This is a genomic window from Rhodococcus sp. 27YEA15 (assembly GCF_049739425.1).
In the GTDB taxonomy this organism is placed as follows: Bacteria; Actinomycetota; Actinomycetes; order Mycobacteriales; family Mycobacteriaceae; genus Rhodococcus_F.
In genome coordinates this window covers 1,064,402-1,079,524 of record NZ_JBMHHW010000001.1, presented here as the reverse complement: position 1 = coordinate 1,079,524, position 15,123 = coordinate 1,064,402, and the positions used below count along the sequence as shown (strand labels likewise).

10 protein-coding genes are annotated in these 15,123 nt (G+C 64.3%); 8 read left to right on the top strand and 2 right to left on the bottom strand.

What is annotated here, in order from left to right; genetic code table 11:
• Window position 1 precedes the first annotated feature (1 nt).
• Complete coding sequence (locus ABH922_RS05080) at window positions 2–625, bottom strand: PadR family transcriptional regulator (protein WP_424805895.1); 624 nt, start codon at window positions 623–625, stop codon at window positions 2–4.
• A gap of 100 nt (window positions 626–725) precedes the next feature.
• On the opposite strand from ABH922_RS05080, the gene ABH922_RS05075 reads away from it, so the two are divergent.
• The 6 genes from ABH922_RS05075 (at window position 726) to ABH922_RS05050 (ending at window position 11,932) form a co-directional block, all read left to right on the top strand.
• Entirely contained in the window at window positions 726–1,415 is a 690-nt protein-coding gene (locus ABH922_RS05075) for a GNAT family acetyltransferase (protein ID WP_424805894.1), read from the top strand.
• Window positions 1,416–1,511: 96 nt separating this feature from the next.
• Window positions 1,512–2,261: a hypothetical protein gene (locus tag ABH922_RS05070; protein WP_424805893.1), complete on the top strand. Its 750-nt coding sequence runs from the start codon at window positions 1,512–1,514 to the stop codon at window positions 2,259–2,261.
• A 58-nt stretch (window positions 2,262–2,319) separates the two neighbouring features.
• Entirely contained in the window at window positions 2,320–3,336 is a 1,017-nt protein-coding gene (locus tag ABH922_RS05065) for an ABC transporter ATP-binding protein (RefSeq protein ID WP_424805892.1), read from the top strand.
• Complete coding sequence (locus ABH922_RS05060) at window positions 3,333–4,106, top strand: ABC transporter permease (protein WP_424805891.1); 774 nt, start codon at window positions 3,333–3,335, stop codon at window positions 4,104–4,106. The genes ABH922_RS05065 and ABH922_RS05060 overlap by 4 nt, the downstream gene beginning before the upstream one ends.
• Before the next feature lie 132 nt (window positions 4,107–4,238).
• Window positions 4,239–8,006, top strand: coding sequence for an ABC transporter ATP-binding protein (locus ABH922_RS05055; protein ID WP_424805890.1), 3,768 nt, complete (start codon window positions 4,239–4,241; stop codon window positions 8,004–8,006).
• Between the two features lie 167 nt (window positions 8,007–8,173).
• Window positions 8,174–11,932: a multifunctional oxoglutarate decarboxylase/oxoglutarate dehydrogenase thiamine pyrophosphate-binding subunit/dihydrolipoyllysine-residue succinyltransferase subunit gene (locus ABH922_RS05050; protein ID WP_424805889.1), complete on the top strand. Its 3,759-nt coding sequence runs from the start codon at window positions 8,174–8,176 to the stop codon at window positions 11,930–11,932.
• Window positions 11,933–12,027: 95 nt separating this feature from the next.
• Here the strand turns inward: ABH922_RS05050 and ABH922_RS05045 are convergent, their stop codons facing one another.
• Window positions 12,028–12,642, bottom strand: a complete 615-nt coding sequence (locus tag ABH922_RS05045; RefSeq protein ID WP_424805888.1) for a TetR/AcrR family transcriptional regulator — start codon at window positions 12,640–12,642, stop codon at window positions 12,028–12,030.
• A 71-nt stretch (window positions 12,643–12,713) separates the two neighbouring features.
• Here ABH922_RS05045 and ABH922_RS05040 point away from each other — a divergent pair, with 71 nt between their 5' ends.
• Window positions 12,714–14,285 (top strand): flavin-containing monooxygenase, encoded by a 1,572-nt coding sequence (locus ABH922_RS05040; RefSeq protein WP_424805887.1) that lies wholly within the window; start codon window positions 12,714–12,716, stop codon window positions 14,283–14,285.
• A complete protein-coding gene (locus ABH922_RS05035; protein ID WP_424805886.1) occupies window positions 14,282–15,112 on the top strand; it encodes an SDR family NAD(P)-dependent oxidoreductase in 831 nt (276 codons plus the stop codon). Before ABH922_RS05040 ends, ABH922_RS05035 begins: the two co-directional genes overlap by 4 nt.
• The last annotated feature ends 11 nt before the right edge of the window (window positions 15,113–15,123 follow it).

The following is a 15,123-nucleotide window of genomic DNA, read 5'->3' as shown; positions in this document are numbered from 1 at the left end:
CTCAGTCCTTAGTCTGTGTAACCGGCATGGCAGTAGATGCCATCCGGTCGAGGAGTTCTTGTGAGAGCCAGGGCATTTCGCCACCCTCGATATCGTGGACCAAGGCCTCGAGCCAATCTCGCTCGGCGACGGTGATCGCGTGGACGTAGTCGGTGCCCACCGTGAATATGCGCGGTTTTTCTTCTGCAGTCATGGACCCACGATCGGCTTCCAACTCCGCGATCGCCTTCCCGAGCAGTTCGATTCGGGTGCGCAACATCGCACACGCGGTCGCCGCCGTCAGATTGTGCATCTCGGCGAGCGCCAAGGGAAGTCGAGGGTATTCGCGTACCGGAACCGCCAACATCTCCCGAATCTGATGTTCGAGTGCCGCACGACCGGCCGACGTGATCTCGTACGTCGTACGCTCCGGCCGGTTACCCTCCCGGTCGGTACCGATCGAGATCAGCAATTCCTGTTTCTCGAGGCGGGAAACCGTGTGATAGAGGGATCCGGGTTTGATCTTCGCCAGTTGATCGTTTCGCCGGACCGAGGCGAGCTGATACATCTCGTACGGATGCATGGGCCGCTCGGACAGCAGACCCAGGATCGTGATCGCGAGGGGCGTCAGAGAAATCCCGGACATCCAACCCCCCTTTTTTCAATAGTCCAACTGAAATAGTCCACACGGAATATACGACTGCCCGTCATCCGCCGCAACCCGGACGCCGACTACCGTGTGCCGAGTGGACGACCATCACATCGACATCATCCGACTGGCCTGGGCGCGAGAACTCGGCCTCGACGACCTCGCACTTCAGCCCGCACAGATCACCCGCGCAGTCGCCGACGTCATCGAAGTGATCGACATCGCCGGAGCTCGAGCAGTCGTCGGCCCACAGTGGTTCCTGGAAAGAACGGCTCACCTCGACGCGAAAGATCTACAGCTTCCGGCGACCGTGCTCGAGCACACCCACGATCACGGCGGCCGAATCATCAGCCACGTCGACCTGGCGTTTCTCTCCGACTACACCGACACCACACCCGCCGAACGTCTCCTGATCTCCCACGAACGAGACGACGCGATGTCACTGGCGACACTCTGCCCGCCTGACGACCGGGCCGAAGCGGACATCGAACATCGGGACCGGTGGTTCACCGCACTCACCGACGACCGTCAACCGATCAGCAGCGCTGGATACACCGAGTTCCGCGGACTTCTCGCCGACCTCAGAACTCTCACCGCACCAGCCGAGCGACACCGCGGAATCGGCGGTCAGGTAACACTTCTCGCCGCCGAGGACGCACTCGACGCCGGACTCGTCCCGCAGCTACGCGTGAACCGCGGCACCGCCGCCGCAGCAACACTGGCACGACACGAGAATGTGGACACACTCGGCATCCGACTCCGAGTTCACGTCGCCCCGTCCTGGTGATCGGACCGACGGATCGGTACCCGTCGACCTCGATTCACCTATTCTGTGCTCACGGCCCAACTCCCCTCGGAGGTGGGCACCGGTGGAGGGGCGGCAATGGGTGAGTTGACGAAAGACAACGGCGGGCGGATCGAGAACATCTTGGTGTCCGTACTCGACAACGGCAGTCGGCTCCAAGCGCCCGCTGTGGCGAAGTACGTGAGCCGCGTCCGCAAGGCGCATCCGGAAGAGTCACCGGCACAGATCATCGCGCGAATGGAGAACAGGTTCATCACCGTCGTGACCGGCAGCGGCGGCGCGGTGGGGGCCACCGCCGCTGTTCCCGGAGTCGGAACGTTCGCCTCGATCGCCGCAGTGGGAGCCGAATCGGCCTTCTTCCTCGAAGCGTCTGCCCTTCTGACGCTGGCGATTGCCTCGGTACACGGCATTTCCGTCGACGATCACCAGCAACGACGCGCCCTCGTGCTCTCGGTCGCCCTCGGTGAATCCGGAATGGAAATAGTGCAGAAAGCCACCGGCATCACCGCGAAGAACTGGGGCCGAGCGATCACCAGTAAAATTCCCGGACCCACCCTGCGCGGAATGAACAGCTCGCTGGTCCGCAAATTCGTCACCAAGTACGCAGCCAGACGCAGCGCCTTGATTCTCGGCAAACTGGTTCCGGCCGGAATCGGGGCAGTGATCGGCGGCGCCGGAAACCGAGCGATCGGCAAAGGCGTCATCCGTAACGCTCGCGACGCCTTCGGCCCGCCGCCGCAACGCTGGACCGACCACCTCGTCGTCACCCAGGCGCAGGCCGACCCCGAGATCGAGGCGGCGCGGCGCCGGATCGCCGGCCCGAAGTAGGCTCGATCACCAACGCACGGCCCTTCCGAAGCACGGGCCTGACGAATCGGGAGCACACTTGACACCGTCCGTATCCGGCCAGTTCTCGGTGCCCACTCCCGCCGCGCCGATCGAGGTTCGCGGGTTGAGCAAAACGTTCGGCACAACCGACGTCGTCGACGACCTCAGCTTCGACGTCCCGGCCGGATCTGTCACGGTCCTACTGGGCCCCGTCGGCGCAGGCAAGACCACGATACTCGAGATCGTGCTCGGTTTGACCACTCCCACCTCCGGTTCGGCCACCGTGGCAGGAAGTTCGATCCGCGCACTGCGCTCGCCCGCCCGCACCGTCGGAGCAGTACTCGACAGCGCCGGAACCCACCCCCGCCGAACGGCACTCGATCATCTCCAGATCTATGCCACCGCCATCGGAATGCCGCCCGGACGCGCCCGACACGTTCTCGCGATGGTCGGTCTGGCGTCGGCCGGAGCCCACAGGAGCGCAACCTTCTCGCCGGGTATGCATCGACGTCTCGCGCTGGCCACGGCAATGTTGGGCGATCCAGACATCCTCGTCCTCGACGAACCTACCCACGGACTGGATCACGTGGAGCTGACGTGGCTCCGCCGGTTCCTGCGCACCTTCGCAGATTCCGGACGTACCGTGCTGATCTCGAGTCGAGCACCGCGTGAGGTGGACACTATCGTCGACAACGTCGTCATGATCAGTGCAGGCACCCTCGTCTATCAGGGGTCGATGAACGACCTTCGGCGCTCCAGGCACAGTCGCCTCCTCGTCGCATGCTCCAACCCGCCTCTCCTCGCGACAGCATTGGCAGCCCGTGGCATCGTCGACGCGGTCGCCACACCCGACGGACGCCTGGCGATCGGCGGAACCGACGTGAACGGACTGCTCCCGGTAGCGGCCGCGGCCGGCGTCACGATCTTCGAAATCACCGACGAGAAAGCCGATCTCGAACACCTGTTCCTGACGATGACCACCGGACAGCATTCGCGAGTACCGGAACGTCCGCGGACCCCCGACACCGGATACTTCGGACCGGCCGCCTACGGACCGTCAGGTGGCCGACGATGACGACACTCGTCCGCGCCGAAATCGAGAAAGTACTCACCTTGCGTTACTGGTGGGCACTCGGGATCGCCCCCGTCGCCGTCGCGCTGATCGCTGCTGCACTCACTCGCCCGATCGTCGGCGCAGTCGCGGACGGCTCCGGCGCCACATTCGACGTGACCCTCGCTTCCGCCGGAATCGGTCTCGGGGTCTCGAACGCCCTCGTGTCGATCTTCGCCGCCGTCTTCGGTGCCGTGACAGCCGGATCGGAGTTCGCGCATCGAACTCTCCCGACAACCTTCGTCACCGCGCGCAGTCGGGACGCGGTACTCGCGGCGAAACTGGGCACCATCGCCGTCTTCGCCGTCGGATACGCCCTCGTCGTCGAAATCGCCGGTATCGGTTCGATGATGCTGTTCAGCAAGGACTTCACCTTCACCGCAGACCTGTTCGCGATCAGCGGTGCCGGAATCCTGGCCTGCGTGGCCTGGGCACTGCTGGGAGCAGGCGCGGGTTTGCTCACCGGTTCGCCGACGGCCGGATCCCTGGCGGTCGTCTTGTGGTTCACGCTCGGCGAGTGGTTGATCCGCGCCGTCTTGTCGGTCGTCGACCAGAATCAGCTCGGCACCGCCCTCCCCGTGTCGGCTGCCGTCGGGACGGTCGTCAACGCGGCCCCGTCGATCGACCTCGGCGGATTCGCGCCATGGCCGGCCGCACCGATGATCCTCGTCGTCTGGGCCGTGGCTGTCTGCGGATCGGGATGGCTGCGCACCCGCACTCGCGACATCCGCTGAACTGCGGCCCGCCAACCCAGGCCGACCCGGCCCACCAGCCCAGGCCGACCCGGCCCGCCAACCCAGGCCGACCCGGCCCACCAACCCAGGCCGACCCGGCCGTGTCCGCACCCAGGTCTACCGTGGATCGCGATGAATACGATCAACTCCACACCCGGGTGGATCCGCCGTCTGCTACGCGCCTGCTGGCAGCACCGACGAATCGCCGTCGGCGCGCTCACGGTGACCGCGATCGCCGCGATCATCGACATCTCGTTCCCGCTTCTGACGCGCTATGCGCTCGACGCCGCGGGCCAGGAGAACCCCGGCCAGGTCATCACCGTCGTCGCATCGGCGATCGCCGCCCTGGCCGTGGTCCGCTTCGCCTGCCAGTACGGCCGCCGAATGCTCGCCGGGCGTCTGTCACTGCACGTGCAACACGACCTGCGGCTCGCGCTGCTCGCGTCACTTCAACGACTCGACGGCCGCGGCCAGGACCAGATCCGCACCGGCCAGGTCGTCTCCCGCTCCATCTCGGACCTCCAACTCGTCCAAGGCCTGTTGGCGATGGCACCGCTCTCCGCCGGGGCGCTACTGCAATTCGTTCTGGCGGTCGTCGTCATGGCCTGGCTCTCACCACTTCTGACACTGGTCGCCCTGACCGTCATCCCCGCCGTGGGGTTGCTCGTGTACGTGATGCGGCCCAAACTGTTCGCGGCCACCTGGTCGGCGCAGCAACGTGCCGCCGACCTCGCTCAGCACGTCGAGGAAACCGTGACAGGCGTCCGCGTCGTGAAGGGCTTCGGGCAGGAGGACCGGGCCGTCGACCGGCTCGAAACCCACAGCCGGACGCTCTACGCAGAACGTCTGCGAGCCGCCTGGATCAACTCCCGTTTCACGCCGACGATGGCTGCGCTACCGCAACTCGGGCAGGTCGGGGTGATCGCCGTCGGCGGCTATCTCGCGCTGCACGACCGCATCAGTATCGGAACGTTCCTGGCCTTCGCCACCTACATCGTCACCATGACCGGCGTGACCAGAACCCTGGCCTCGGTGGTCGTGATGGGACAGCTCGCGCGAGCCGCCGTCGAACGCGTCTACGACGTCGTCGACACCCGGCCCGAGATCGACGAGCCGACAGACCCGATCGACCTCCCCGACGGCCCACTCGGCATCACGTTCGAGAACGTGACCTTCGGATTCGAATCCGAACGACCGGTGCTCGACGGGCTCGACCTGAGGATCGAACCCGGCGAGACCGTGGCCGTGGTGGGACCCGCCGCGTCGGGCAAGACCGCTCTCTCGCTGCTGATCCCCCGGTTCTACGCCCCCACAGCCGGAACGGTGACCGTAGACTCCGCCGACGCCCGCTATCCGGTCGACCGTCTACGGAGTGAGGATCTGCGCGACGCCGTCAGTCTGGTGTTCGACGAACCGTTCCTGTTCTCGGACACGATCGCCGCGAACATCGCACTCGGGCGCGAGGACGCCACCGAGGACGACATCCGAGCAGCCGCCACTTCGGCCCAGGCCGACAGGTTCATCGCCGACCTGCCCGACGGCTACGACACCGTCGTCGGTGAACGCGGGCTGACGCTCTCCGGTGGTCAACGACAACGCATCGCACTGGCCCGCGCACTCCTCGTCGATCCGCGAATCCTGGTGCTCGACGACGCGACCTCGGCCGTCGACGCTGCCACCGAGGCCGCGATCTTCGATGCCTTCCGGGCCAGACGCCGACAGAGCACCCTCATCCTCGCGCATCGGCGCTCGACGTTGACACTGGCCGATCGAGTGGCGGTGCTGGACGCCGGCCGGATCATCGACACCGGCACGGTGGAGGAGTTGGACGAGCGATGTCCGCTCTTTCGCGCACTGTTCGACGTCGCGGGTACCGAATCGGACGAGGCGCTCGATCCGCTCGACGTCGGCGACGAACCCGAGAGCGAACAGTTGTGGCCGTCCGTCGCCGACACCGATGTCCGGACGAAGTCGATCGGCAACGCGAACTCCCCGTCCGGCGCCGGTGCCGTCGGCGGACTGGCAGTGACACCCACCTTGCGGGCAGCGGTCGACGCTCTACCCCCGGCCGACGAAAGCCCCGGTGTCGACGGGGCCGCCCTGCGGACGTTCGACACATCCTTCTCGCTTCGCGGAATCCTGCGACCCGTTCGTTGGCTACTACTCGCCGTCGTCGCGGCATTGGCCTTGGACTCCGCGGCCACCATCGCGTTCCCGTCTCTCGTTCGCTTCGCCATCGACCACGGAGTGACCACCGCGGATTCCGGCACGTTGTGGCTCGCCACCGCCTTGGGTGTCGCACTGGTGGTCGCCGACTGGCTGATCGTCGCGTACATGACCGTGCTGACGGCGCGAGCCGGCGAACGGGTGTTGTTCGGCCTCCGAGTGCGCAGCTATTCCCACCTGCAGCGGCTGGGTCTGGATTACTACGAACGCGAGTTGTCCGGCCGCATCATGACCCGGATGACCACGGACGTCGATGCCTTGTCGACGTTCATCCAGACGGGAATGTCCACGGCGATCGTGAGCGTGTTGACCGTTGTCGGCATCTCCGTCGCGCTCGTTGCGACCGACCTGACGCTCGGCCTGGTGGTTCTTGCCGTGATCCCGCCGCTGATCGTCGCCACGGTGGTGTTCCGGAAGATCTCGTCGGTGGCCTACAGCCAGTCCCGTGAGCGGATCTCGATCGTGAACGCCGATTTCCAGGAGAACATCGCCGGCCTGCGGGCCGCGCAGGCGTATCGACGCGAGGCGAGCGCCGCCCGCAAGTTCGCCGAGCGCGCCGAAAGCTACCGCCGATCGCGGTTGCGCTCGCAGCGCGCCATTTCGTTGTACTTTCCGTTCATCTCGTTCCTCTCGGACATCGCACTGGCGGCCGTCGTGTTCGTGGGAGCTCACCAGGTGGCTACCGGGTCCACGTCGTCCGGCGTGTTGATCGCGTTCGTCCTCTACCTCGGGTTGCTGTTCGGACCGATCCAACAACTCTCCCAGGTGTTCGACGGTTATCAACAGGCGAGCGTCGGCCTCGTCCGTATCGGTGATCTACTGCGCACCCGCAGCTCCATCGAAACCGCGCCCGAATCCTCGACCGTCGAGATCGCCGGTCGGTTGCGCGGCGATGTACACCTCGACGACGTCGGGTTCCGCTACAGCGGGGCCGAGTCCGATGCCCTCACCGATTTCGACCTCCACATTCCGGCCGGGACGACGGTCGCTCTGGTGGGTCGCACCGGCGCAGGCAAGTCGACGGTGGTCAAGCTCCTGGCCCGGTTCTACGACCCGACCTCGGGTTCGGTGGACGTGGACTCCGTCGACATCAGGAGTTATCCGCTCGCCCAGTACCGCAGGCGCCTGGGTGTCGTGCCGCAGGAGGCGCACCTGTTCAGCGGAACGGTAGCCGAGAACATCGCGTTCGGCCGTCCGGAAGCGTCACGGGACGAGATCGAGAACGCAGCACGCGCCGTAGGTGCCCTCCGATCCGTGGCCGCGATGAGCGGGGGAATGAATCATCCCGTCGGTGAACGTGGCCAAGGGTTGTCCGCCGGTCAGCGCCAGCTCATCGCGCTCGCGCGTGCCGAGCTGGTCGATCCGGATCTGCTGCTCCTCGACGAAGCGACCGCGACGCTCGATCCGGCGACCGAACGGATGGTCCTCGATGCCAGCCGATCGGTGACGCGGACACGGACCTCGGTAGTGGTCGCGCACCGCCTCGCCACGGCGGCGCGAGCGGATCTGGTAGTCGTGGTCGACGACGGACGTATCGTGGAAATCGGCTCGCACGACGCGCTGCGGTATGCCGGTGGTCACTACTCGGGGCTATGGGATGCGTCGCAGGCCCGTGAGGGGAATAATCTGGCGGTGAGAACTGTCGACGATGGCGAGAGTGTCATGTCGCAGTAGGCAAGGTTGTGGCCCGCCGCGCACGTGCATAATCGCCAGAGGATGCGCAAACGTGAGGCAGATCACAAATCTACCGCCTCATAAATGCTCGTCACACGCGCGAGCTAATCTCACATATACAGGCGCTCTGATCGGGTACCGAAATAGAAACGAGGCGAAACTCTGCCGTGAGCAGCAGTTCTACATCCCAATTCGGACAGAACCAGTGGCTGGTTGACGAAATGTACCAACGCTTCCAGGACGATCCGTCGTCTGTGGATCCTAGTTGGCACGAATTCTTGACCGATTACTCCCCGGAGTCGGCGAATTCGGGAGGTGTGAACGGGAACAGCTCGAACGGCAACGGAGCCGCTACTACAGCTCCTCCGGTTGCTCCGAAGAGCGCGCCCCCGGTACCCACCAAGAGCGCCCCGCCTGCGCCCGCCGCACCCACGAAAACGACTGCACCTGCCAAGGCGCCGGCCGAGGCCGCCGCTCCGGCCAAGACTCCCGCCCCGGCGAAGGCTCCCGCCAAGGCCGCTCCGGCCAAGGCGGCTCCCGCCGCTGCAGGCGAGGAGACCAAGGTGCTCCGCGGTGCTGCCGCCGCCGTCGTGAAGAACATGTCGCTCTCCCTCGAGATCCCGACCGCCACGAGCGTTCGCGCGATCCCGGCGAAGCTGATGTTCGACAACCGCGTCGTCATCAACAATCACCTCGCCCGTACCCGTGGCGGCAAGATCTCGTTCACCCACCTGCTCGGCTACGCGATAGTTCAGGCCGTCAACGCCTTCCCGAACATGAACCGGCATTTCGCCGAGATCGACGGCAAGCCGAACGCGGTCACCCCCGAGCACACCAATCTCGGGCTCGCGATCGACCTCCCCGGAAAGGACGGCAGCCGCTCGCTGGTAGTCGCAGCCATCCGGAACACCGAGTCGATGAACTTCGTCCAGTTCCACGCCGCGTACGAGGACGTCGTCCGCCGCGCCCGTGAAGGGAAGCTCACCGGTGAGGACTTCACCGGTGTCACCATCTCCCTGACGAACCCGGGTGGAATCGGCACCGTTCACTCGGTTCCACGCCTGATGAAAGGCCAGGGCGCCATCATCGGCGCCGGCGCGATGGAGTACCCCGCCGAGTTCCAGGGCGCCAGCGACGAAAAGCTGGCCGAGATGGGCGTCGGCAAGCTCATGACGCTGACCTCGACCTACGATCACCGCATCATCCAGGGCGCCGAGTCGGGCGATTTCCTTCGCACGATCCACAACCTGCTGATCAGCGACGAGTTCTACGACTCGATCTTTCACGCGCTCGGCAATCCGTACGAGCCGGTCCGCTGGCGCAAGGACGTGCCCCAGGGATCCGTCGACAAGAGCACGCGCGTTCTCGAGCTGATCGCCGCGTACCGCGACCGCGGTCATCTCATGGCCGACACCGATCCGCTGCAGTTCGTCAAGGACAAGTTCCGCAGCCACCCCGACCTCGACGTGATCAGCCACGGCCTGACGCTGTGGGATCTCGATCGCGAATTCAAGGTCGGCGGTTTCCACGGCGAAGAGAAGATGAAACTTCGCGACGTGCTCAGTGTGCTGCGCGACGCGTACTGCCGCCATATCGGTGTCGAGTACACGCACATCCTCGAGACCGATCAGCGTCAGTGGATCCAGGACCGCGTCGAAGCACATCACCCGAAGCCGTCGGTTGCTCAGCAGAAGTACATCCTGAGCAAGCTCAACGCGGCCGAGGCGTTCGAAACGTTCCTGCAGACCAAGTACGTCGGACAGAAGCGGTTCTCGCTCGAGGGCGCCGAGGCCGTCATCCCGATGATGGACGCCGTCATCGACCAGGCCGCCGAGCACAAGCTCGACGAGGTCGTGATCGGCATGCCGCACCGTGGCAGGCTGAACGTGCTGGCCAACATCGTCGGCAAGCCGTACTCGAAGATCTTCACCGAGTTCGAGGGCAACATGAACCCGGCGGCGGCGCACGGCTCCGGTGACGTGAAGTACCACCTCGGTGCCAGCGGCACGTACATCCAGATGTTCGGCGACAACGACATCGCGGTCTCGCTCACGGCGAATCCGTCGCACCTCGAAGCTGTCGACCCGGTACTCGAAGGCCTGGTACGCGCCAAGCAGGACATTCTCGACAAGGGTGAAGAGGGCTTCACCGTCCTCCCGCTGATGCTGCACGGCGACGCTGCATTCGCCGGTCAGGGCGTCGTGGCCGAGACGTTGAACCTCTCGCTCCTGCGCGGCTACCGCACCGGTGGCACCGTGCATATCGTCGTCAACAACCAGGTCGGCTTCACCACTGCTCCTGAGCATTCACGCTCGTCCGAGTACTGCACGGACGTTGCGAAGATGATTGCCGCACCGGTCTTCCACGTCAACGGCGACGACCCCGAGGCATGTGTCTGGGTTGCTCAGCTGGCCGTCGACTTCCGCGAGAAGTTCGGCAAGGACGTCGTCATCGACCTCATCTGCTACCGCCGTCGCGGCCACAACGAGGGCGACGACCCGTCGATGACCCAGCCGGCGATGTACGACGTGATCGACACCAAGCGCAGCGTTCGCAAGAGCTACACCGAGTCCCTCATCGGCCGCGGTGACATCTCGCTCAAGGAAGCCGAGGACGCTCTTCGCGACTACCAGGGTCAGCTCGAGCGGGTCTTCAACGAGGTCCGTGAGCTCGAGAAGTTCCAGCCGGAGCCTTCGGAGTCGGTCGAACTGGACCAGACTCCGCCTGCTCGCCTGACGACGGCAGTTGCGCCCGAGGTCCTCGAACGTATCGGTGACGCGTTCGTCAACGTTCCCGACGGTTTCACCACGCACCCGCGAGTAAAGCCGGTGGCGGAGAAGCGTCGCGAAATGGCTCGCGACGGTCACATCGACTGGGCGTTCGCCGAGCTGCTCGCGTTCGGTTCTCTCGCCGAGCAAGGCGCCTTGATTCGTCTCGCGGGCCAAGATTCCAAGCGCGGCACGTTCACGCAGCGTCATTCGGTTCTGATCGACCGTAAGACCAGCAGCGAATACAGCCCGCTCGCGAAGATCGCCGCAGACGCCGGTAACGGCGGCAAGTTCATGATCTACGACTCGGCTCTCACCGAGTACGCGGGCTTGGGCTTCGAGTACGGCTACTCGGTCGGCAACCCGGATGCTCTGGTGTTGTGGGAAGCGCAGTTCGGTGACTTCGTCAACGGCGCGCAGACCATCATCGACGAGTTCATCAGCTCGGGTGAAGCCAAGTGGGGCCAGCTCTCCGACGTGGTGCTGCTCCTGCCGCACGGTCACGAAGGTCAGGGTCCGGACCACACGTCCGGCCGCATCGAGCGGTTCCTGCAGCTGTGCGCCGAAGGGTCGATGACCGTCGCCGTTCCGTCGACGCCTGCGAGCTACTTCCACCTGCTGCGTCGCCATCATCTGGACGGCATCCGTCGCCCGCTGGTGGTCTTCACTCCGAAGTCGATGCTGCGTAACAAGGCTGCGGTCTCCGATGTCGCGGACTTCACCACCGGCAAGTTCCGTTCGGTGTTCGAGGAGCCGGCAATCGAGAGCGGCGAGGAATCGCGCGATCCGGTCAAGCGGGTGTTGTTGGTGAGCGGCAAGCTCTACTGGGAGCTCCTGGCGAAGAAGCACAAGGACAACCGCAGCGACATCGCGATCGTTCGTGTCGAGCAGCTGTATCCGGTGCCGAAGCGTCGCCTGCAGGAGACACTCGACCGGTACCCGAATGCGACCGAGTTCCGTTGGGTTCAGGAAGAACCGGCGAACCAGGGTGCCTGGCCGTTCCTCGGACTCGCGTTGCCCGAGCTACTCCCCCGGACGCTGGCCGGCATCAAGCGCATTTCGCGGCGTCCGATGTCTGCTCCGTCTTCGGGATCGAGCAAGGTGCACGCCGTCGAGCAGCAGGAAATCCTCGACGAGGCGTTCTTGCCCATCGACTGATCGTCCTGACCTTCGGGCAAGATAAAAGGCCGGGTCGTGCTCCCTACGGAGTGCGGTCCGGCCTTTTGTCTTGCCCTGACCAACCACGGTGTCGATCAGTTCAGCGAGCCGTCCGATGCGGCCGACGCGAAGGCAAGGGCAGGCAGCGCGGCGACATTGAGTTCGACCAACTCGTCTCTCGTGATGGACGGAGCGCGGAGCCAACTGATAGTGGCCTCTTCGACGAAGGCGATCCAGCCTCGCACCGCCAGTTCGGCGCGCGGTGTTCTCACCATCCCGATCCGTGGGAGTTGATCGAGTGTGCGGTTTGCCATCGTGTCGCGAGTTTGTTCGAACACGGCGCGCATCTGCGGGTCGCCGCTGGCACTCCCGCGAAGCAGAGAAACGTACGTAGTGCTGTTTTCGGTCACGTAGTCGACATACGATGCGATGACCGACCGCAATGTCAGCATCGGGTCGTCGCTGTCGACTTCCACCGGTTCCGTGCGTTCGAGTAGTTGCGCGCTGGTGTGGCGGATGATTTCGAGATGGAAGTCGCTCTTCGACGCGAAGTAATGGAAGAGGAGCCCGCGTGAGACTCCGGCCCGGTCGGCAATGTCCTCGACCGACACCTGTTCGAGGGGGCGTTCGGACAGCATGCGAGCACCGAGATCGATGAGTTGAGCCCGGCGTTCGGCCGGGCTGAGTCGTGTTCGCTTTGCGGCGTCCATACTCGACAGACTACTGAATAATTGTCAATAAGCTATTGACCGTTCTTCGACGAGGGCATATTGTTCCATACATGAGTCTCCCAGTAACAGATACTTCGACGAGCACGGCGGACACCCGCCATGTCGGCACCCTGATCATCGGCAGCGGTTTCGCCGGCCTCGGCGCGGCGATCAAACTGGCACAGGCCGGCGTTTCCGACTACGTCGTCCTCGAGCGCGGCAACGATGTCGGCGGCACCTGGCGGGACAACAGTTACCCCGGCGCCGCCTGCGATGTTCCCTCACACCTGTATTCGTACTCGTTCGCACTCAACCCGGAATGGACCCGCTCGTTCTCCACTCAACCGGAGATCTACAAGTACATCCAATCCGTGGCGAACCGCCACAAGGTGCTGAGCAAGCACGTCTTCGGCTGCGACGTGCTCTCGGCACGCTGGGACGACGAGACGTCCAAATGGCATGTCAGTACCAACAAGGGCGAGTTCATCGCCAAGATCGTGGTCTCCGCAGTCGGCGCACTGTGCGAACCGTCCCTGCCGGACATCAAGGGTATCGACGGATTCGAGGGCGAGATCTTCCACTCGTCACGCTGGAACCACGACGCCGATCTGACCGGCAAGCGCGTCGCAGTCATCGGTACCGGCGCATCGGCAATCCAGATCGTGCCCGCCATCGGCAAGAAGGTCGCCCATCTGGACGTGTACCAGCGCACCGCGCCGTGGATTCTGCCCCGCGCAGACCGCGAGTACACCAAGATCGAGCACCTCGCGTTCAAGTACGTTCCGGGCTTCCAGAAGCTGTGCCGCACCGGTATCTACTGGATGCGTGAAACCCAGGTGGTCGGCCTGGCCAAGGCACCGATCTTCATGAAACCGCTGCAGTTCGCTGCCGAACGCCATCTGAAAGCGCAGATCAAGGACAAGGATCTACGCAAGAAGGTCACACCCGACTTCCAGATCGGCTGCAAGCGCATGTTGATCTCGAACAACTACTTCCCCACTCTCGCGCAGGACAACGTGGATCTCGTGACCGAAGGCATCGAGGAGGTCACGGCGAACGGAATCGTGTCGAAGAACGGTACGACGCGCGAGATCGACGCGATCGTCGTCGCCACCGGCTTCCACGTCACCGATTCCCCCACCTTCGCCGGAATCTTCGGCAAGGACGGCCGCTCGCTCGCCGAGGTCTTCGACGACGGCGGCATGCAGGGCTACAAGGGCGCCGCGGTGGCGAACTTCCCCAACATGTTCTTCCTCGTCGGGCCCAACACCGGCCTCGGCCATTCGTCGATGGTCTTCATGATCGAATCGCAGATCAACTACCTCGTCGATGCCATCGCCACCATCGACAAGTACGACATCGGCACCATCGAAGTTCGGAAAGACAAGCAGGACAAGTACAACGCCGACCTACAGGCCGCTATGTCCAGCAGCGTGTGGAGCAACGGCGGCTGCGCCAGCTGGTACATGGACAAGCACGGGAACAACACCACCCTCTGGCCGGGGTTCACCTTCCAATTCCGGCAGGCAACAAAGCATTTCGACCTCGCCGCCTATCGAAGCGTCGCAACGTCCGATCTCCGCTCGTCCTCGATCGCGTCAGCCCGGTCCGATCTCGACAACACGAAAGTAGTTGCACAATGAGTGAATTCGCAGGCAGAGTCGCGGTCGTCACCGGCGCCGGTTCCGGAATCGGGCGCGCTCTCGCGCTCAATCTGGCCGCGAAGGGATCGAAGTTGGCGATCTCCGACGTCGACACGGTCGGACTCGCCGAGACCGCACGGCAGGCGGAAGCGCTCGGTGCCGAGGTCAAGTCCGACCACCTCGACGTCACTCAGCGTGAAGCCGTCATGGAGTACGCCGACGCCGTCGTCGCACACTTCGGCAAGGTCAACCAGATCTACAACAACGCGGGTATCGCATATCACGGCACGTTCGAGAAGTCGGAGTTCAAGAGCTTCGAACGAGTGATGGACGTCGACTTCTGGGGCGTGGTCAACGGCACCAAGGCATTCCTGCCGCATCTGATCGCGTCGGGGGACGGACACGTGATCAACGTGTCGAGCCTGTTCGGACTTCTTTCGATGCCGGGCCAGAGCGCATACAACTCGGCGAAGTTCGCGGTGCGCGGCTTCACGGAGTCTCTTCGCCAGGAGATGTTGATCGACAAGCAGCCGGTCAACGTGACGTGCGTGCACCCCGGCGGAATCAAAACCGCGATCGCCCGCAACGCCACCGCCGGGCCGGGGGAAGATCTTGCGGTCTTCTCCGAGTTCTTCGATCGCCGGCTGGCCCGCACCACTGCAGAGGAAGCGGCGAAAACCATCGTCGGCGGCGTCGCCAAGAACAGGGGCAGGGTTCTGATCGGATTGGACGCCAAAGCACTCGATCTCTGGGTTCGTCTCGTAGGATCGGGTTACCAACGGATCACCGCGATCGTCGCCGGTCGGATTCTACCCAAATCTCGCTGAGAACCCCGTCC

What these genes read in the sequence shown, in the direction of transcription:
- ABH922_RS05080 (WP_424805895.1), bottom strand. Translation starts at nt 625, where the DNA reads ATGTCCGGGATTTCTCTGACGCCCCTCGCGATCACGATCCTGGGTCTG.
- ABH922_RS05040 (WP_424805887.1), top strand. Translation starts at nt 12,714, where the DNA reads ATGAGTCTCCCAGTAACAGATACTTCGACGAGCACGGCGGACACCCGC.
- ABH922_RS05035 (WP_424805886.1), top strand. Translation starts at nt 14,282, where the DNA reads ATGAGTGAATTCGCAGGCAGAGTCGCGGTCGTCACCGGCGCCGGTTCC.
- ABH922_RS05045 (WP_424805888.1), bottom strand. Translation starts at nt 12,642, where the DNA reads ATGGACGCCGCAAAGCGAACACGACTCAGCCCGGCCGAACGCCGGGCT.
- ABH922_RS05070 (WP_424805893.1), top strand. Translation starts at nt 1,512, where the DNA reads ATGGGTGAGTTGACGAAAGACAACGGCGGGCGGATCGAGAACATCTTG.
- ABH922_RS05060 (WP_424805891.1), top strand. Translation starts at nt 3,333, where the DNA reads ATGACGACACTCGTCCGCGCCGAAATCGAGAAAGTACTCACCTTGCGT.
- ABH922_RS05055 (WP_424805890.1), top strand. Translation starts at nt 4,239, where the DNA reads ATGAATACGATCAACTCCACACCCGGGTGGATCCGCCGTCTGCTACGC.